Below are 17,706 nucleotides of genomic sequence, written 5' to 3'. Positions count from 1 at the left end.
GTCAGCTTTTGGGCCGCCAATGACATGGCCAGGAGTATGGCCAAAATCCGGGTGATTGGATTGCTGGTTCAAGCTTTGATTTTAAGAGAGCGCGGGGATCTTTGCCGGTCAGGGTCAAGCCCTTAATTCGGAGGGCAAACTAGCGAGACTAGCGGGGCAAATCACTGCCGTTCAGTGGCTCCGTAGGAGACTGTGCCAGTTGATTCAAGGCATCAGCTAAATCTTGGGTCAGGGTGGGGGCGGCCACCTTAGCCGGGCGATCGAGATATTGTGCCAACGGGAGCGATCGCCCAATCATCACCCGCACACCACAGCGCCAACCCACCTCCGGCGAACCATACTCCACATGAATCGGCACGATATGCACACCCGAATGGCTGCGTTCCGCCTGGATTGCCATCCGCGCCAAACCGGGCTTGAGGGGGTGCAGGTGGCCATCGCGGAAAATGTCGCCTTCCGGGAAAATCACCAGGGCCTTGCCCGTTTCCAGCACTTTAATGCCATGGCGAACGCTGGCAATGCTGGGGTTGGTGGTGTCTACGGGAAATCCACCCATGCGCTGAATAAACCAGCCTTGGAGGCCTCGGGAGGCTTCGTTGGCCGAAACCATGAAGTGCAAATCGGCGGGGCAGATGGGCCGGCCAATGGCGCAGGGAACCACCAAGGCATCCCAGCGCGATCGATGGGTGGGGGCAAATAGGAGCGATCGGGCGTTTTGGGGCAGGTTTTCCAAGCCCTCGATCGTCACGGAACCAAAATAGGTTGGCAACACAACCCGTCGGGCCAGGGGATAGAGCACCCGCGCGAGCCAAGGCAACACACAGGAGCGAATCGACCCAGAATCAACCACATGATCCATGGCTTGATGAGTCGTGGCTTGATGAGTCGTGGCTTGATGAGTCGAGGTTGGGTGAGTCGGGGTTTGGCAATCCTGGGTTGGGTGAGTCGGGGCTTGAGTTATGGCTTGATGGGTTGGCCCCGGCGCTGCTGGGGGTGCGGACTGCTGTCCGCCGGGAGAATCTGCCCGATCGCCGTTGTTGGAGGAAAGATTGCGTTCCGCATTCAGCGGGTCGTCTAGCTGCATCACTGTCCCCCGCGCCGTCCCTGGCACCGAATCACTCACCATCGACATGGTGACGGTGCTGCTGGCCGGTCTGGATGGCCCTTGGACAGTCGGGGCGTTCGGCACAACCTCAGTAGAAGCAGAGTTTAGACGCATCATGGGCAGCTAGAGTTCCCCGACCGGTTGGATATTCTTCATGGTTTCTGAGGCTAACAATACCAGGTTGATTCTGCTGGCCAGTTCATGCACCGTCTGGACAAGAGCCGGGGCGGGGATCGGTGGCTGGGGGCCGGCGTTCTCGCCACCACAAGCCTTGGGCGAACTGGCGCAGACCCGCAGTGATCGCAGCTTTGTTGACCAGGTACGTTGATGGGTGGATTGCTTTTTGTAACAAATCCTTAATAATCATTCTATGGGATCTCACCCCTATGGAATTTCACCCCGATCGCGATTACCAGCTCATGGCCGCCAGGTTTCTACTCAATTTCTGCAAAATCTCTGCGAAATGCCTGCGAAATCTTGGCTCAATCCCGCGCTCCTGTTGGTTCAATCTTTCTGAATTAAGTTTTTTGCGCGGGTCTGGACTGGTCTTGAGTTGATTCCCAAGTTGATTCCCGAGCTGATCCCCAAGTTGATTCCCAGCCAAGCTTGCGCAAACCCTGAGCCTGTTGGGCTTTTTCGGAGCGCTGTCTGAATCTTTTGCTAAATCCTTTGCCAAAACCCTATGTACGAAGCTACTGCCCGATCGAACGATCGCCCTGTCATGACTCCCAAGGGCGATCGACCCCAGCCCGCCCTTTTCAAAACCTTTTGGGCCGATGCCCTATCCGTATTTTGGGGCGACTGGCTGAAATTGCGGGTGCGGGTTGGGCAGGTGGCCGCTTCGGGGCTGGTGTCCCCGCTGATTTATATCCTGGCTTTCGGGTTGGGGTTGGGAACCTCCCTTGATGCCGTGGCCAAGCCTTCCGCAGGCGATAGCTATTTGGAATTTATCTTGCCGGGGATGGTGGCCCTGTCTTCCATGGCCATTAGCTTTGGGGGCACAACATTTTCAATTTGCGGCGATCGCCTGTTTACCAAGACCTTTGAGGAAATGCTGCTTGTGCCGGTGCATCCCTTGGCTATGCACCTGGGACGGATGATGGCGGGCATTGTGCGCGGCCTGCTGACGGCTGGCTCGGTGATTTTGGTGGCGGTTCTGTTTACGGGCAAGGTTTGGAGCTTTTTAAATCCGCTCTTTTTGCTGTTGCTGGTGCTCAACTGTGCTGTGTTTGCGGGCTTGGGGGTGATTGTGGGCCTTTCGGTGCAGTCCCTGGAAATGGTGGGGCTGTACAACAATTTTCTGATTGTGCCCATGTCCTTTTTGGGAGCCACATTTTTTGACCCGGCCAAGTTGCCGCCGCTGCTGAAACCGATCGTCTATTGCCTGCCCTTGACCTACACCAGCATTGGCCTGCGATCGGCTGCTTACCTTCCCCTGAGCGAGTTTCCTTGGTACAGCATCCCAATTTTGCTGGCGGTGGCCACGGTGTTGGCGTTTTTGGGGGCCCAGCGGTTTTCTCAGCAGCAAGATTAGCGACTGTCCGCATGGTTAATGGGTTGCGATTGCTGGGAATCGGTTGCCATGGTTTCGCAGCAGTCGATCGCGCTTGGGTTTCGATCGGTCTTGATTGGTAGCACCTCAGTGGCGATCGGTCGTAATTGGCTGAGCCGTTATGGGTTCGCCGGAACCGCCAGAAGCCATACCCGGTCAACGGGGATCAAGATCGCAACATCAGGCGATCGCGATCGCAGACTCTAACGGGTTTGCGGCCGAAACTTAAGGCTAGAGCGCTTCATAGTCTCTAACCCTGTACTCTCGCAACTCTTGACCCAGTGCTTGGGTTGGGTGCGCCCGGTGCTTCCATTCCTCAACACAGGACAGCTCAGAAACTGGACAACGTGATCCTGAGCCTGAGCCAGGGCCCCGAAACAGAGAGTCAGAAAACCGCTGGATGGTGATTCAGCCCCGCCTCGATCGCAGTGTGAACCCTGTTAATTGCCGCCGAAACCAAGGCGCGATCGAGACCGGTCAGAATCAGGCACTTGTTGCCAATCCAATCCAGCCGTTGACGACGGTGGCTAGGAGGTAAAAAGCTATGCAACGTCAGGGATTAGAAGGTCTGGTTCGGTTTTTGCAAGAAGATTTGCAGTTGAGTGCCGCAGATTTGGCGCTGGCCCTCAAGCACCCCGACAGTGGCAATAATCTGCCAACGATTTTGTGGCAATACGGAGCAATTACCACGCAACAGCTCGATCGGGTGTTCGATTGGCTGGAACGGTGGATGTCGCCCGAAGGAATTTAACGGCTGGCGGTACGCGGTTAAAAACAGGTGGTTGGACAAATTTGGCCCAGCTCGGAGCCGTGCAAAGTAGCTCCGAGCGAAGCCAAAGCCGATGCAAAGCAGATTCAGGGCCCAAGGCTCAAAAGTGCGTTGGGCGATCGCGCCAAGGCGGTTCGGTTCTGACGACCCCCCAGTTGCTCATTTGCTTGTTAGATTGTGCTTGTTCATCGGAGACCATGCGCACCGTCCACCCGCGAGGTTTGAATCGTGGCCCCAGAACTGAACCCCATGTCTAACTTTTGGAAAAGCGAGCCAATCACCGATCGCGAACCGAGCGAATCGTTGATGCGATACATCCAATCCCTCAATCCGGAAACGATCGCCCATCTGTCGCGGCCGGCTTCCCCGGAAACGATTCGGATGATGGAGCACAACATCGTGGGTTTGCTGGGCGTGTTGCCCAGCGAGCAGTTTGATGTGTCCATCACCACCAACCGCGAACATTTGGGGCGGCTGTTGGCTTCGGCCATGATGAGTGGCTACTTTTTGCGGAATGCTGAGCAACGGATGAGTTTTGAAAAGTCCTTGCAAAACTGGTCGGGTGATTTGGCTGGCGACGCGCCGACGGCAGATTAGGCCCGATTCGGTTCAGTAGCCGGTTGTTCCATTGACTTTGGGTGATTTTGCGCTCTTCAATTGCTGAAACCTTAGAACCGCTGCCGGTTTCGGCGGCGGTTTTACAGCGATCGCTCCTGGATTGGTACGATCGCCACGGCCGCGACTTGCCTTGGCGAACCCCCCCGGACGTGTTGGATCCTTACCGGGTTTGGGTTTCGGAAATTGCCCTGCAACAAACCCAAGTCAAAACCGTTTTGCCCTACTACCAACGGTGGTTCGATCGATTTCCCACGATCGCTGATTTGGCGCAGGCCGATTTGCAAGCGGTGCTGAAAGCCTGGGAAGGCCTGGGCTACTACAGCCGGGCCCGCAATCTGCACCGGGCTGCCCAGTTGGTGATGGAACGGCATGGGGGACAATTTCCCCGCACCCTGGCCGAGGCGCTCGCCCTGCCTGGCATTGGCCGCACCACGGCCGGCGGCATCCTAAGTTCTGCCTTTAATTTGCCCTTGCCCATTTTGGACGGCAACGTGAAGCGAGTGTTGGCGCGGTTGATTGCGCTGCCCGTTGCGCCAGCCAAAGCGCTCGATCGCCTCTGGGCCGCCTCCGAAGCGGTGGTCTCGTTCGATCGCCCCCGAGACCTCAACCAAGCCCTCATGGATTTGGGGGCCACGGTTTGCACCGCCCGGAAGCCGGCCTGTTTGGTTTGTCCCTGGATGGCATACTGTCAGGCATACCAAACCAACCAGCAGCAGCAAATTCCCGTGAGCGAACCGAAAGCACCGATTCCCCACAAAGTGATTGGCGTGGCCGTGATCCGCAATCCCCAGGGGCAAATCTTGATCGATCGCCGGCCCGCCGAAGGGTTATTGGGCGGCCTATGGGAATTTCCGGGCGGCAAAGTGGAACCCAATGAGTCGATCGCCGACTGCATCCGCCGGGAAATTCAAGAAGAATTAGGCATTGAAATTGCCGTCGGTGAAGAACTGATTGTGGTGGATCATGCCTACACCCACTTCAAAGTGTCGCTGCATGTGCATCTTTGCGAGCATCTGCAAGGGGAACCCCAGGCGATCGAGTGTGATGAAGTGCGTTGGGTAACCCTTGCCGAAATTGACCAATTTCCCTTCCCCAAGGCCAACACCACCATCATCGAAGCCCTGAAACAACGCTTTCCTGATGCCTAGAGAAGATTGCTCCAAAAAAAATCAGGCTCTAAAAACAAGGGCACACGATCGTGCGCCCTGCTTGATCTGAATTGTTGACATCCTCCCCGCCCTAAAGGAGCGGGGATTCCCAGACCTCACGATCTGGGTTTCTGCTTCATAGCACCTGCCTTCCGAGACTTGCTCTCTTCGGGTCTTACGGTCGCTCCACAGACTGAAACCGCTAGTCCAGCGGCCAAAATATCCCGTGCATCGTATCAGCTAGAATCTAAGATGTCGAGCAAATCCGCCCTAAAAGGGCGGGGTTTCAGACCTTTTTCTTTTTGATGAAAACCAGTTCACGAGACCTCTTGCATCAATCAGCCCCCCTTGGGAGAAGGGGTTGGGGGATGAACGCTCCTAGCCGATTCGCGTCAGAGGTCTATTGAGTAGCTCTAGATTGAGTAGCTCTCAGGGATTTGCATCGCCCGGGCCAACTCAGCCGCCACCAAAGGCCGCGAGAATTCCGGTGGCGGCAACTCGCCCCGACGCAGCATTTCGCGCACCTTCGTGCCCGACAGGTGAATCCGCTCGTCCGGTTCGCTGGGGCTGGTCTTGGTGGTGGCCATGCTTTGGGTGCGCTTGCAGTAGAATGCGTGCTCGAACTTCAGCGGCATGATTCCCAACTCACCCGGCGCAAACTCATCGAAAATGTGCTGCGCATCGTAGGTTCCGTAATAGTCACCCACGCCCGCATGGTCACGACCCACGATGAAATGCGTGCAGCCATAGTTCTTGCGAATGAGGGCATGGAAAATGGCTTCCCGGGGGCCCGCATAGCGCATGGCGCAAGGGTTGATGGCCAAAATCACCCGGCCACGGGGGAAATAGTGTTCCAGCATGATTTCATAGCAACGCATCCGCACATCGGCGGCAATGTCATCGCTTTTGGTCACTCCCACCAGGGGATGCAGGAACAGGCCATCGGTGATTTCCAAGGCGCACTTGATGATGTATTCGTGGGCGCGGTGGATTGGGTTGCGGGTTTGGAAGGCTACGATCGACTTCCAACCCTTGTCGCGGAAAGCATGGCGCGAATCGATCGGGTCAATTTGATAGAGCGGGAAGCGAGGATCCGGCTCGCGCTCCAACAACCACACGGGTCCAGCTAAATAAGTCGCCCCTTGGCCATAAACCACCGCCACACCGGGGTGTTTCTCTTCGTTGGTGCGATAGACGTTGAGGGCTTCCCGGGTTTTGTCGTAGTGATATTTCTCCGTCAGCTCCAGCACGCCAATGAAGCGACCGGTGGGATCGTCTAGGCGCACCAATTGCCCTTCGCTGAAGGTGTTGGCCTGCTCATCGGTCACAGGCAGGGTCACGGGAATTGCCCAGGGCAGCCCGTTGGCCAAGCGCATGTCGTCAACCACGGTCTTGTAGTCCGCTTGGCCCATGAAGCCATCGATCGGGCTGAACGCACCAATGGCGATCGCGATCAGGTCACAGACGGCGCGATCGTCCAGGGAAATGCGCGGCAGGTGGTCGGCCTTGCTCAGGAATTCGGCCTTTTGCTCAGGGCTGGCAATGCGGTTAATCAGCGTGCCGCCGTGAGGGGCGATCGCGTCGGCTATACGGGTCATGGAACTCGGGGTGAGGTTGCTTCAAGACAATAATCAGTAAAAATTCAACACTAAAATGGTCGCCTTGTGGCCGGCTAGGGGATAGCCAGGGATTTTCATCTCCAACCACGTTTTAGTTAAAAAATGCTCTTTAGTTAAAAAATGCCCTGGTTTGTAGATATAGCCCAATCACGAGGGGAATGACCACATAGGCATAGGATCGAAGATTTGCAATGGCAATGGATCGGCCAAGATGAACTGAAGGGTTGGGCAGCCACTTCGCTAGACAAGCTCCCTCGATCGCCCAACTCATTGCCCAGCCAATCATAAAATAGGCAAAGGCACAGAAAAGCTCAATCCAAAAGGGAAACTTGGCATTGATAATGCCAATAATGACCAATGCCAATACTAAATTAAAAGGCCAAAACAACAACCACAGCCATCGCCAGCCAACAGACCAGGGTGTTAGCTGCCGCAAAGCATCATAGGTTGTCAGTCCCATTAAACCTAAGCAGCCAATGAGTACGAAAGTAATTCTTCGGTTCCAGTCATCACCGTAGCTTAAAAACGGTATGCCAACCAACCCAAATGAAAAAACAAGACCTGTGATTGATGAAACCAAATTAGCGCCAGTTACTGCAATCCAAACTCGCTTAGAGGAATAAGTTTCGCGCTTAAGGATTGTGATTGCTTCAATAGCGATGATGGCCAGCAAGCCCCACCCAAAGCTGATGAATGATGCGAAAAGAGGCAAGTTAAACAGGGGGACAGCCATGGGTGGCCAGCTATTGGCCCAAGCCGCTTGGGGCAGGGCGATCGTCACTAACAGGGCGATCGTACCTGTAACCCAGATCATTAGGCGGGGATAGATTGTGGAAAACGGAAACCAACGAGACCAACAAGGGCGATTTGATTTTTGGGGTGTTGCCCTACGATGATGGGTAGGTGGATGATCCATGGTTTGGCGCATTGGGTTTGGACTGAATTTTCATTTGAGGTGGTGATTGTGCAGGGAGATATTAATCAAAATACTAATCAGGAAGTTAATCAGGAAGTTCATCAGGACACCAATCAGGAATCTGGTCAGGGAACTCATCAAGAAGCCATGAGTGAATTTCCGGGATTTTTACCTGAAGCAGTGGCCAATTTAACGGAATCAGAGTCGATCCACTTTGTGCGTCAAATTCAGCGCCAAACGATCCAAACTTCCTGGCCCTATCCCCATAGTGTATTGCCGATCGAAACCAGTTTCGTTACGGGTCAACCGCCGGAATCACGCGATCGATTGTCCGATGCGCCACCCATTTTGTTAGTTCATGGCTTTGACAGTTCACTGCTGGAATATCGTCGATTGTTCCCACGCCTAGTTCAGCAATCTGCCACTTGGGCCGTGGACTTGTTGGGGTTTGGGTTCACCGATCGCCCTGAGAAGTTGGAATTTACCGCTGAAGCAATTCGCACCCATTTATATTGCTTTTGGCAGCAAATCATTGGGCGGCCGATGGTGTTGGTGGGGGCTTCCATGGGGGGTGCAGCCGTGATGGATTTTGCCCTCACCTATCCGGAGGCGGTGCAGAAAGTGGTGTTGCTGGATAGTGCTGGATTTGTGGGCAAACCGATTGCCAGCCGGTTTTTGATTCCGCCCTTGGGACAATGGGCCACGCAATTTTTGGCGAATAAAAAGGTTCGATCGGGCATTGGGCGCAAGGCCTACGCCGACCCCGATCGTTGTGCCACCGAAGAGGCCTATCGTTGCGGTGCGTTGCATTTGGGAATGCCCCGATGGAGTGAGGCGCTCATTTCCTTCACTCGCAACGGTGGTTACACCATTACGGGCGATCGCATTGCCCAATTGCCCCAAGAAACCCTAATTTTGTGGGGCGATCGCGATCAAATTTTGCCCAAAGCCACGGCCCAAAAATTCCAAGCAGCGCTGCCCAAAAGTCAATTTATTTGGGTGGAAAATTGCGGCCATGTGCCCCATTTGGAACAGCCCGATCGCACAGCCCAAGCAATTCAAAATTTCTTGAAAAAATAGGGTCTGTGAATCACTTCAATAATGGGATCAATCAGGGATCAGTTTCGGCTTTTCAGATGGTTCCCCATCGCAATTCTCAGTAGTAGTCCGTAGGGTGGGCACTGCCCACCGAATCGTTGCTTCATGGCATCTGCGATATGGCGTGCCAATTATTTGAGATAAAGGCCGTATCCTCGCGATTCGGATTGACGGGCCCAAAAAAGGGCGATCGCCTTCAGACGATCGCCCCATGCGAGATGAATTGAACCCAGCTTCCTAGCGGATATATTCCTTCAAGATGCTGTTGCGGTTCGGGTGGCGCAACTTCCGCAGGGCCTTCGCTTCAATTTGGCGAATTCGCTCACGGGTCACGTTGAAAATTTGCCCAATTTCTTCCAGGGTTTTCATTCGACCGTCATCCAAGCCGTAGCGCAACCGCAGCACATCACGCTCGCGGGCGCTGAGCGTATCGAGCACGCTTTCTAGATCTTCCCGCAGCAGGTTCTTGGAAACGCGATCTTCCGGTGTTTCGCCGTCAGATTCAATGAAATCGCCCAGGCGCGAATCTTCTTCCTTCCCGATCGGGGTTTCCAGCGAAATCGGCAACTGAGCCGACTTGGCAATGAACCGCAACTTCTCGATCGTCATTTCCATCCGCGTTGCAATCTCTTCTTCCGTGGGTTTGCGACCCATTTCTTGAGACAGCAACTTGGTGGTTTTCTTAATCCGCGAAATGGTTTCGTACAAATGCACCGGTAGGCGAATTGTCCGAGATTGGTCGGCGATCGCCCGGGTGATTGCCTGCCGAATCCACCAAGTAGCATAGGTGGAGAATTTGTAGCCCTTTTCGTGGTCGAACTTTTCGGCGGCACGAATCAGACCCAAGCTACCTTCTTGGATCAAATCCTGGAACGACAGGCCGCGGTTCATGTATTTCTTGGCGATCGAAACCACCAAGCGCAGGTTCGACTGCACCATTTTGTCCTTGGCACGCCGACCCACATACAGCCGCTTCCGGAATTCCGGCAAGCCCATATTCAACGCTTCGGCCCACTCCCGATCGTTCGGTGCGCGATCGAGTTGATCCAGCAGCTTTTCATGAACCCGTTCGATTTCTAGCAGGTCAGCAATTTTACGGGCCAGTTCAATTTCTTCGTCGGCTCGCAGCAAGCGGATCCGACCAATTTCTTGAAGATATAGCCGAATTGAATCTTCGGTGTAGTGCTTTTTCTTAGCAGCCGTACGGCGACGAGATGCGGCCGCTTTGCCAGGCTGCTCTTCGTCTTCCTCGTCGAGTTCGGCAGACGGGTCATCATACTCATCAATATCGACCTCATCTTCGTCCTCTGTGGTGAGTAGCTCTAGTTCGACCTCTACATCATCCACAGCATCAGTCAATACATTCATTTCTTCGAGTACGGTTTTGGCCTGGGTCATGCCGAGTCCTCTCGCTCCTTTCAACGAAGTAGGGTAGATATGCAGTGATCGGTGGGAAGTTGGAAACTGCGACGGTTGCGGAAACAGGCACTGAAGGGCTGGCAACGCCGCAGTCTGGGCTGGATTTTTTGCCGAGATCCAGATTAGCCCCAGATTTTTGAAATGTCCCAATAAACTGTAGCCTGTCTTACGAAATTTTGCCGGGACGATCGAAAATTTGCTGGCAATTAACTCCAAAAATCACAACAAACAGGCAAGAAACGGGCACGAAACAACCGATTTGACGCTGATTTGCCGCCCATGACCGATCTGGTGTCGGCTGAAGTGGGCAATTTGGCTAGGGTTTAAGTTATGAGTTATTGATATTTCCCTGGATAAGCGGCAAATGTTGTCAGCAGAGGAACGGTCTTTTTTCCTCGCGATCGCCCCGGTCATTGTCGCTGAAATACTTCCAGCGATTTTGTCTCCCTAGACAGGCTCGATTGGGGCTGATTTACAGACCTCCAAGGTGACGCTTCCGCGTTCTCATGTGCCTTCCTCTGTTGTAACACGCTCTTTTCTAAATCACAGGGCTATTGATTTCATTTGGTTTTCATTTTTCGAGTTTTCATGTTTGGGATTTGAATTGGCTCATCCTTCAGGGCGTGAAGAACAGTTCTGTGGATTGGGTGATTGGTCAGTCGATCGCGCATTCATCAACCCAGGATTGACCAAGTATTCAACGATTATTTATTCATTGGGCATTTGTTTGGGCATTTGATTGATCGCCCGATCGATCTCGCGAGCCGTTGGTTTTGGGGAAGCCGGGTTGAGAGTGTCTTGCTCGATCGAATCCCACAGCCGATCGACCGTCACAAACCGCCACCCCCGATCGCGCAGGGCCGGAATCAGTTGCGCCACGGTTTTGACCACATCCCGCCCGCCACAGGGCCCATCGTGCAACACAATCAGCGAACCGTTTTGCACCTGATCCAAAACCCGCCGCTGCACCACCGTCGGCCCAGGATGCGTCCAATCTTCCGGCACAACGCTCCACAGGACTGGCCGATATCCCCAACTGCGCCACTGAGCCAAGGCCCCGGGCAAAAATAGCCCGTTGGGTGGCCGCACATCTCGCACATGGTGTTGCACCCAAGCCGGATCAAGCTGACAGGCCTGGGCGATCGCCCGTTGGGTGCGTTTTAAATCCCGTTGCAGTTCGTCTGCGCTGAGGCGGGGAAATGATCGGTGATGGTAGCCATGGAGGCCCAGCCAGTGGCCCGCATCCCAAACTTGTTTGGCAACGGCAGGGGCCCGATCGACCCAACAGCCCAACCAAAAAAAGCTAGCGGTCACCTGTTCTTGATCCAACAGGCGCAACAGGTCTGGCGTATATTCCGGGTGGGGCCCGTCGTCAAAGCTGAGAGCAATTTCCCGGCGATCAGGATTGCCGGCCCACAGACCCAAGGGAAAGCTGGCCGCCAAGGCTGGATAGAGGCGTGGATAGAGCCAAGCAAATTGCATTGCTGAATGGGCCAGCTAAATTAGCAAACTAGGTTGGCGAGCTAAATTAGCAAACTAAATTGGCTAGTTCAACTGGCGATCTCGCCGGACGGAGGCGAGGGGTTGTGCCGCCTGAACGTTACGGGTTCGTAGGATTGGTGTTTGGAGGATTAGCGTTCGTAGGATTGGCATTGGGCAGCGCCTCGGCCGGTTGCAAAAGCCGCAGCGTGTTGAGGGCCCGTTCGTAGCCCTCGCGATCGCCCCGCTGGGCAAATAACCGGGCCGCCTGTTGCAAGTTATCCACGGCCTCTTGCAAATTGCCTACGGCCGCTTGGGCGATCGCCCGATTGTGAAAGGCCTCCGCATCGTCCGCCGCGATCGCCAGGGCGCGATCGTAGTCCTCAATGGCCCGGAAATAGGCCTGCTGTTGCACCAGCAAGTTAGCCCGATTGAAATAGGCGTTGGCGTATTGGGGATCCAGCTCGATCGCCCGGTTGTAGTCCGCCATGGCCGCCAAGGAATTGTCCAGGGCCGCGTAGGCCGTCGCCCGATCGTTATAGGCCTCTACCAAGGCCGGATTCAGCCGCAGGGATTCTGAAAAAGCCTCGATCGCCTGCTGAAGCTTGCCCGCCGCCGCCAAGGTGGTTCCCCTGGCATAGGCCGCTTGGGCCTGTTGGCTGCGGGCTGCATTGGGCTGGGCTGGTTTGGGTTGTGCCGGGCCCGGTGGCGCATTGCGGGCTGGTTGGGGCGATCGGGAGCGGGTCGGGTTGGTCGGTTGGGGACGGCGCGGCTGGGATAGCCCTTGGGCCTGAGCGGCCGGCGCGATCGGCCATCCAAGCAGCCCGATCGCCCCCAAAAGTGCCCAAAATCGTCGCCCCTGTCCGTTGAATGGCTTCCATCCGAGCTGAGACCGCTCAGACTGAGACTGATCGAACCCAGACCGATCAACCCCAGGCTGATCTTTCCGATCGCTCGGAAATTGCCCGAGAACCGGTGGAGTCAAGCGTTGTGGATCCTTAAGCCTCATCCGTCGGTTGAGAGTTAGAAGAAGGGTTAGACGAATCTCCCGGCGAAGCATCAAACAACGCATCCAGACGGCTGCGGGCATCTTCAACCGTGATTGACTTCATCACCAACAGGGGTTCACGAATCGGCTGCCCCCGATCGTCCAACATTTCCGGGTGCAACGAGATGGGCGGTTGGGCCGGAGCCACCGCCCGCGCTGAATGATCCACTCGATCGGCCGTGCGGCCCGCCTCAGTTCCCAGTGTGAAGAGATTGCGGACTAAATTCCCGATCGCCAAGAATGCCAACACTGCAAAGGCCAGGATATACAACACCTGTAGCACGGCCGTCGTCTCCCTAACGGATGATCTCTAAATAAATAGTCTCTAACATGATCTGAGAAGGCGATTACCCCGCCGAACCCGAAGGATTCTGTTCAGCCCGGAACCGCATTGCCACATGCCAGCATTCCTGAACTAGGTTGTGCCAAGGCATGAGGGTTGACGTTTCAACACCCACCTGGGCCCCCATGGCCTCAAAGAGCAACTGAGTGCTGCTCACTTCCTGTTGGGCCTGTTTGACCCTTGCCAGCAAGCTTTCCTGTTGCTCATCGCTCAGAAACGACAAGCGCTCCGATTCCAGCAAGGTGCGCGATCGCCCAAACCAATATTGAAAATCTTCAAGCAGCGGCTGCAAGACGGTCTTCAGCAGATTGGGATCGGGAGGGGTAGGAGCCGACATAGGCAAAGTAGAAACTAACCAATCTACATACAAGCTTAACGCTATTCATCTTTCGTAACATTTTTTTGAAAGATTTCGCATCAGCTCTTGCCGCGCCAAGGGCAAAACCATGATTCAGGACTAGGGCCGATCATCATTTCCGGGGATCACGCGAAAACGGTTGACTGTCCATGCCCTAATTGTCCTAAACAAGGGGCTGAAGCCCCTTGCCCCCACGACTCGTCACGGTGGAATCAGGGTTTCGGGCAATTGGACAACCAACCCTAAAGCCCCAAATCAAACAGGCGAGCAATCCGCTTGCGCACCCACTGCACCGGGTTGCTGTCATCTTCATCGGCTGCAATCAAACCCAAGGCCCGGAGCTGGGCCTGTCGATCGCGCAATTCCTCTTGGCGCACGGACAGTTCCCGCACAATCACCTCCGCGATCGGGGGATGTTTTCGCAACAACTCCGTGAACCCCCGCTGATTAATGGCAAACAGCAAGGTTTCCTCATTGGCGCTCACCGTTGCCGTGCGCGGAATGCCCAGCATCAGCGCCAACTCCCCAAAAAAGCTCCCCGCCTCCAAATCCGTCAGGTGCTTATCCAACTCCGCCACAAACACCTTCACCGATCCCGACAGCACAATGTAAAAACTATTGCCCGGATCCCCTTCCCGAAACAGCAGCTCATCTGGTTTGAGGCGCTGACGATAACCGCACTCAATCACCCGCCGCAGATCCAAATCATTCAAATGCGAAAAGTAGTGAACCCGTTTCAGGGATTCCGTCAGCAGGCTCGATCGCGTTTCGCTGGAAATTTGGCGTTGGGCCAAGGGTGCAGGGGATATAGCAGCCGTTGGATCACTGCCGCGCCCGAGGGGATAGAGCACTTCCGGGTTCCGAAGCCACAAATCCCGTTGAGGGAAGGGAATTTCAATGCCCTGTTGATGAAATCGATACTCGATCGCGCAGTTGAGGGCATGGCGAGCATCAAACTCCCGTTCATAGCCCCGAATCCAAACCCGCAGATCAAAGTCCAGCCCATGATCGCCCAACCCCAGCAAAATCACCGTGGGAGCCGGATCATCCAGCACCATGGACTCAGAATAGGCCACATCCAACAGCAATTCCGTCACCACCAACGGGTCACTGCTGTAGGCCGCGCTGACTTTGATATGCAGCCTTGCGGCCAGGTCGTTGTAGTGCCAATTAATGACCCGTTTTTCCACTAAATCGCTGTTGGGAACGATCACATGGGCCCCATCCAGGGTGCGAATCACGGCCGATCGCAGGGCCACCTCCACCACATGACCCGCCAGCCCATCGAATTCAATGAAATCCCCCACCCTCAGCTTGCGCTCCAACAACAGGTTTAAGCCGCCCACAAAGTTTTTGGTGATGTTTTGCAGGCCCAAACCCACGCCCACCCCCAAAGCGCCGGCCGGCACAGCGAGGGAATTGAGATTAAATCCGGCACTTTGTAAGAGCGCAACGAAAATCAAAACGCCGATGCCGTAGCTAACAATGCCGGCGATCGGGCCGCGATTGCCCTCATCAATGCGGAGTTTGGCAAGCAGGCGGTTTTGCAGAAATCCCTTGATGATTTGCGCACCGCCGTAAACCAGGGCGCTGTAGAGCACCAGTTGCAGTAAAAACCCGAGCGAAATAACCGTTTCGCCCAATTGAAACAGGGGCGTTTGCAGCAAATCCAGAAGGCCTTGCTGAAGGGGTTTGAACCAGTTCATGTTAGGGAGAGGTGAGCAACCTAGAGGCTGAAATCAAGCCAGACTAGCCGTTATTTGACCGCACTACTGTAGTTGAGTTGCTCGGGTGAGGAATTGATGTTGAAGCAAAAATAATGTGATTTTTCAGCCGGGAACCGGTGATTTCTAAGCTTGAGGGGCAGTGGTGTTCGATTCTGAGGCTGTGGCCTGGGCCCGATCGCCCAGGGATTGCAGCCATTGACCCAGGGCCGGAGACTTGGATGTGAATTGCACCAAAACGTGATCCGGGCGATCGGGACTGGGGAGCACTTTGACGTAAACTTCGCGGTTTTCCGGGCCTGGGGGCAAGGTATCTGGGGCCGAGGCTTCCGCCAGGTTCAGCTTGAGATTCGTTAGGGGCTTGGTTAAGGCCTGGGGGTTCGGGGCCGGGGCCTTGCTGGCCGGGTTGATTGCCCCTTGGATTTTCAGCCAACCGCCTTTGGTAGACAGTTCCACCAAGGCAACGGCCCAAGCCTGACTGCTGACATGTTTGCCATCCAGGGGCTGAGCGGTGAATTGGAGGGGGGCGATCGGGTAGTAGGTTTCCTGGGCCCGTTCCAGGGTGAGGTGATAGGGCGCACCCACGCCACCCACGTCATAGATGGTGATCGGTTCAGGAACGCCCTTGGGCTGTACCTGTTGGGTGGCGGCGATTTTGACGTAATCGGAGCCGCCAGCTTCTTCAAGGGCCGATTCAGTAATCAGAATTTGCCCCCCGATCGTGTAGGACTCAATGCGATAGGTCAGGTTGACTTGGGCCCCCACCACGCCATATTTGGCTCGTTTGTAGGAACCAATGTTGCCGACCACCACTTCGCCCGTGTTGATGCCAATGCCCATTTCCAAGGGTTGGTAGCCCATTTCGCGCATTTTGGCGTTCACGCCGCCCATGGCTTGCTGCATGGCGATCGCACAGGCGATCGCCCGTTTGCCATCGTCCGATCGGGTGGTGGGGGCCCCAAACAGCACCAAAATCCCATCCCCCATGAACTCATCGATCGTGCCCTGAAAGTCCGTGATCGCATCGGCCATGGCTTCCAGGTAAAGGTTAATGATTTCGATCACCCTTTCCGGGGGCAACCGTTCGGCGGTGGCCGTGAACCCTCGCAAATCGGAGGTCAAGATGGTGATTTTGCGCCGCTCCCCGCCCATTTTCAGGCCCTCGGGATCTTCCAGCAGATTGGCGACCACTTCATTGTTCAGGTATCGGCCAAAGGTGTTGCGGATCTGGCCGGCGGTGCGGGCCAGGTAAAGGGCCACCATGGTCGCTCCCACCAACCAAGACAACAGGGGCGGCACAAAGGGAACCCACAGGCCTTGGATCATGGCCCCTTGGCAAATTCCCCACAACAGCAACACCAGACCGCCGGAACCTCCAATGCCCCAAATGGCAATCCAGCGGCGCGAGTCTGGCAGTCGTAATAACCAGGCCAGGGTGGAACCAATGGCGGCCCAGCCCACAATCCACAACCACTCGATCGGCTCCTGCCAGGTGGTGAGGAGGGGGCGATTGTCGAGGGCGGCGGCAATCACTTCACTGGTGAAGTGGGCATGGATTTCAACCCCGGCCATTCTTTGGGGCAGTTCTAGGGGTTTGCCGCTGTAGGGCGTGAGGAATAGATCGCGGCCGCTTTCGCTGATGTTGCCAATGAGTACCACCCGATCACGGGCCCAGTTGGTGGGGAGTTTGCCATCCACCAAATCCCGCAAGGAAACGGTTTCAAAGGAGCCACTCCCGCCGCGATAGTTCAGCAGCAGTTGATTGCCCGCATCGTTGGCCCGAATATAGCCGCCGTCATGGCTCCGAAACCGCCGAAAAATGGCGTTTTTGAGCTGAAAGGCTCCGGGTTCGGCGGCCACGGTTTCGGGCGCAATGTTTTCTGGATCCAGATAGAGCAGGGCGAGGTAAAGACCCAAACCGTAGATTTTGTTGTTTTCGGTGTCTTGGGTATCAATCAAAACCCGCCGCACTTTGCCATCCGCATCCACCACAAAATCATTAGTGCCCACTTGCCCTTTGGCGGCCAGGGCGGGAGGCGCGGCAACCCGATCGGCGGCGGTTTCCCCCCGTACCTTGGCAATGCCCACCAGGTAATCCGTGTTGTTAAACAGGCGCACCAGGCTGGCGTGACCGGGTTCCTGGGGCAAGTCGCGGTAAATATCCAGCCCGATCGCCCGGGGGCCCATGGCCTTTAACCGTTCGATCGCCTGGGCATAGACCCCATCGGGCAGGGTTGTGGTGCCAAACCGTTGCAAGTCGGCATCGGTGATCCCCACAATTGCCACGCGCTGGTCGGGAGCCTCTGCTGGCCGGGCCTGGAGCATTTGGTCATAGGCCAACCATTCCAGCCCTTGCAGGAGGCCAACCTCCCGCATTCCCAAAACGAAGCCGGTGGCCGTGGGAACCGCCAGCAGCACGCCCCGCCACTGCCAAACCCACCGTTTGAGCATTTTGGCCCAGGATTTCATGACTACCGATTAACCATAGAACCGGATGGGGGAAGCGGCAT

16 protein-coding genes are annotated in these 17,706 nt (G+C 55.5%); 5 read left to right on the top strand and 11 right to left on the bottom strand.

Features of this window, described 5'->3' with window-relative positions; genetic code table 11:
- Positions 1 to 148: 148 nt before the first annotated feature.
- Positions 149 to 1,222 carry a 1-acyl-sn-glycerol-3-phosphate acyltransferase gene (locus H6G52_RS02660; protein ID WP_199312125.1) on the bottom strand — a complete coding sequence of 358 codons (1,074 nt, stop codon included), beginning with the start codon at positions 1,220 to 1,222 and terminating at the stop codon, positions 149 to 151.
- Positions 1,223 to 1,826: 604 nt separating this feature from the next.
- On the opposite strand from H6G52_RS02660, the gene H6G52_RS02655 reads away from it, so the two are divergent.
- Positions 1,827 to 2,639, top strand: coding sequence for an ABC transporter permease (locus H6G52_RS02655; protein ID WP_099532275.1), 813 nt, complete (start codon positions 1,827 to 1,829; stop codon positions 2,637 to 2,639).
- 403 nt (positions 2,640 to 3,042) lie between these two features.
- Here H6G52_RS02655 and H6G52_RS02650 read toward each other — a convergent pair whose 3' ends face one another.
- Positions 3,043 to 3,207: a hypothetical protein gene (locus H6G52_RS02650; RefSeq protein WP_158234352.1), complete on the bottom strand. Its 165-nt coding sequence runs from the start codon at positions 3,205 to 3,207 to the stop codon at positions 3,043 to 3,045.
- Between H6G52_RS02650 and H6G52_RS02645 the strand changes: the two genes are divergently transcribed.
- The 3 genes from H6G52_RS02645 to mutY all read left to right on the top strand — a co-directional run bounded on the left by H6G52_RS02645 (position 3,202) and on the right by mutY (position 5,192).
- Positions 3,202 to 3,408, top strand: a complete 207-nt coding sequence (locus H6G52_RS02645; protein WP_099532257.1) for a DUF2949 domain-containing protein — start codon at positions 3,202 to 3,204, stop codon at positions 3,406 to 3,408. The two genes, H6G52_RS02650 and H6G52_RS02645, sit on opposite strands and share 6 nt — an antisense overlap.
- A 267-nt stretch (positions 3,409 to 3,675) precedes the next feature.
- Positions 3,676 to 4,023, top strand: a complete 348-nt coding sequence (locus H6G52_RS02640; RefSeq protein WP_190526275.1) for a DUF760 domain-containing protein — start codon at positions 3,676 to 3,678, stop codon at positions 4,021 to 4,023.
- A 41-nt stretch (positions 4,024 to 4,064) separates the two neighbouring features.
- Positions 4,065 to 5,192, top strand: coding sequence for an A/G-specific adenine glycosylase (mutY, locus tag H6G52_RS02635; RefSeq protein WP_370567659.1), 1,128 nt, complete (start codon positions 4,065 to 4,067; stop codon positions 5,190 to 5,192).
- A gap of 413 nt (positions 5,193 to 5,605) precedes the next feature.
- Here the strand turns inward: mutY and sat are convergent, their stop codons facing one another.
- Together sat and H6G52_RS02625 are read right to left on the bottom strand one after the other, a co-directional pair.
- On the bottom strand, positions 5,606 to 6,790 hold the full coding sequence (gene sat / locus H6G52_RS02630; RefSeq protein ID WP_190526273.1) for a sulfate adenylyltransferase: 1,185 nt from the start codon (positions 6,788 to 6,790) through the stop codon (positions 5,606 to 5,608).
- 130 nt (positions 6,791 to 6,920) lie between these two features.
- On the bottom strand, positions 6,921 to 7,625 hold the full coding sequence (locus H6G52_RS02625) for a hypothetical protein (protein ID WP_190526270.1): 705 nt from the start codon (positions 7,623 to 7,625) through the stop codon (positions 6,921 to 6,923).
- Between the two features lie 93 nt (positions 7,626 to 7,718).
- On the opposite strand from H6G52_RS02625, the gene H6G52_RS02620 reads away from it, so the two are divergent.
- Positions 7,719 to 8,807, top strand: coding sequence for an alpha/beta fold hydrolase (locus H6G52_RS02620; RefSeq protein WP_242026153.1), 1,089 nt, complete (start codon positions 7,719 to 7,721; stop codon positions 8,805 to 8,807).
- Between the two features lie 255 nt (positions 8,808 to 9,062).
- Here the strand turns inward: H6G52_RS02620 and rpoD are convergent, their stop codons facing one another.
- From rpoD to H6G52_RS02585, 7 genes are all read right to left on the bottom strand, one after another.
- Entirely contained in the window at positions 9,063 to 10,223 is a 1,161-nt protein-coding gene (gene rpoD / locus H6G52_RS02615; RefSeq protein ID WP_099532253.1) for an RNA polymerase sigma factor RpoD, read from the bottom strand.
- 729 nt (positions 10,224 to 10,952) lie between these two features.
- Entirely contained in the window at positions 10,953 to 11,726 is a 774-nt protein-coding gene (locus tag H6G52_RS02610; RefSeq protein ID WP_190526269.1) for a polysaccharide deacetylase family protein, read from the bottom strand.
- Between the two features lie 118 nt (positions 11,727 to 11,844).
- Positions 11,845 to 12,708, bottom strand: a complete 864-nt coding sequence (locus tag H6G52_RS02605; RefSeq protein ID WP_190526267.1) for a tetratricopeptide repeat protein — start codon at positions 12,706 to 12,708, stop codon at positions 11,845 to 11,847.
- Positions 12,709 to 12,721: 13 nt separating this feature from the next.
- A complete protein-coding gene (locus H6G52_RS02600) occupies positions 12,722 to 13,054 on the bottom strand; it encodes a DUF2973 domain-containing protein (RefSeq protein ID WP_099532250.1) in 333 nt (110 codons plus the stop codon).
- 64 nt (positions 13,055 to 13,118) lie between these two features.
- Positions 13,119 to 13,451, bottom strand: a complete 333-nt coding sequence (locus H6G52_RS02595) for a DUF2605 domain-containing protein (RefSeq protein ID WP_099532249.1) — start codon at positions 13,449 to 13,451, stop codon at positions 13,119 to 13,121.
- 263 nt (positions 13,452 to 13,714) lie between these two features.
- Complete coding sequence (locus H6G52_RS02590) at positions 13,715 to 15,178, bottom strand: cyclic nucleotide-binding domain-containing protein (protein WP_190526265.1); 1,464 nt, start codon at positions 15,176 to 15,178, stop codon at positions 13,715 to 13,717.
- A gap of 144 nt (positions 15,179 to 15,322) precedes the next feature.
- Positions 15,323 to 17,665: a CHASE2 domain-containing protein gene (locus H6G52_RS02585; protein WP_190526263.1), complete on the bottom strand. Its 2,343-nt coding sequence runs from the start codon at positions 17,663 to 17,665 to the stop codon at positions 15,323 to 15,325.
- Positions 17,666 to 17,706: the final 41 nt, after the last annotated feature.

Source organism: Limnothrix sp. FACHB-881 (assembly GCF_014698135.1).
Taxonomy (GTDB): domain Bacteria; phylum Cyanobacteriota; class Cyanobacteriia; order CACIAM-69d; family CACIAM-69d; genus CACIAM-69d.
Note: the sequence above shows the minus strand (reverse complement) of the source record. Positions and strands in the feature narration are given on the sequence as shown.

What these genes read in the sequence shown, in the direction of transcription:
- H6G52_RS02660 (WP_199312125.1), bottom strand. Translation starts at nt 1,222, where the DNA reads ATGATGCGTCTAAACTCTGCTTCTACTGAGGTTGTGCCGAACGCCCCG.
- H6G52_RS02655 (WP_099532275.1), top strand. Translation starts at nt 1,827, where the DNA reads ATGACTCCCAAGGGCGATCGACCCCAGCCCGCCCTTTTCAAAACCTTT.
- H6G52_RS02645 (WP_099532257.1), top strand. Translation starts at nt 3,202, where the DNA reads ATGCAACGTCAGGGATTAGAAGGTCTGGTTCGGTTTTTGCAAGAAGAT.
- H6G52_RS02640 (WP_190526275.1), top strand. Translation starts at nt 3,676, where the DNA reads ATGTCTAACTTTTGGAAAAGCGAGCCAATCACCGATCGCGAACCGAGC.
- sat (WP_190526273.1), bottom strand. Translation starts at nt 6,790, where the DNA reads ATGACCCGTATAGCCGACGCGATCGCCCCTCACGGCGGCACGCTGATT.
- H6G52_RS02625 (WP_190526270.1), bottom strand. Translation starts at nt 7,625, where the DNA reads ATGATCTGGGTTACAGGTACGATCGCCCTGTTAGTGACGATCGCCCTG.
- H6G52_RS02620 (WP_242026153.1), top strand. Translation starts at nt 7,719, where the DNA reads ATGATCCATGGTTTGGCGCATTGGGTTTGGACTGAATTTTCATTTGAG.
- rpoD (WP_099532253.1), bottom strand. Translation starts at nt 10,223, where the DNA reads ATGACCCAGGCCAAAACCGTACTCGAAGAAATGAATGTATTGACTGAT.
- H6G52_RS02610 (WP_190526269.1), bottom strand. Translation starts at nt 11,726, where the DNA reads ATGCAATTTGCTTGGCTCTATCCACGCCTCTATCCAGCCTTGGCGGCC.
- H6G52_RS02595 (WP_099532249.1), bottom strand. Translation starts at nt 13,451, where the DNA reads ATGTCGGCTCCTACCCCTCCCGATCCCAATCTGCTGAAGACCGTCTTG.
- H6G52_RS02590 (WP_190526265.1), bottom strand. Translation starts at nt 15,178, where the DNA reads ATGAACTGGTTCAAACCCCTTCAGCAAGGCCTTCTGGATTTGCTGCAA.
- H6G52_RS02585 (WP_190526263.1), bottom strand. Translation starts at nt 17,665, where the DNA reads ATGAAATCCTGGGCCAAAATGCTCAAACGGTGGGTTTGGCAGTGGCGG.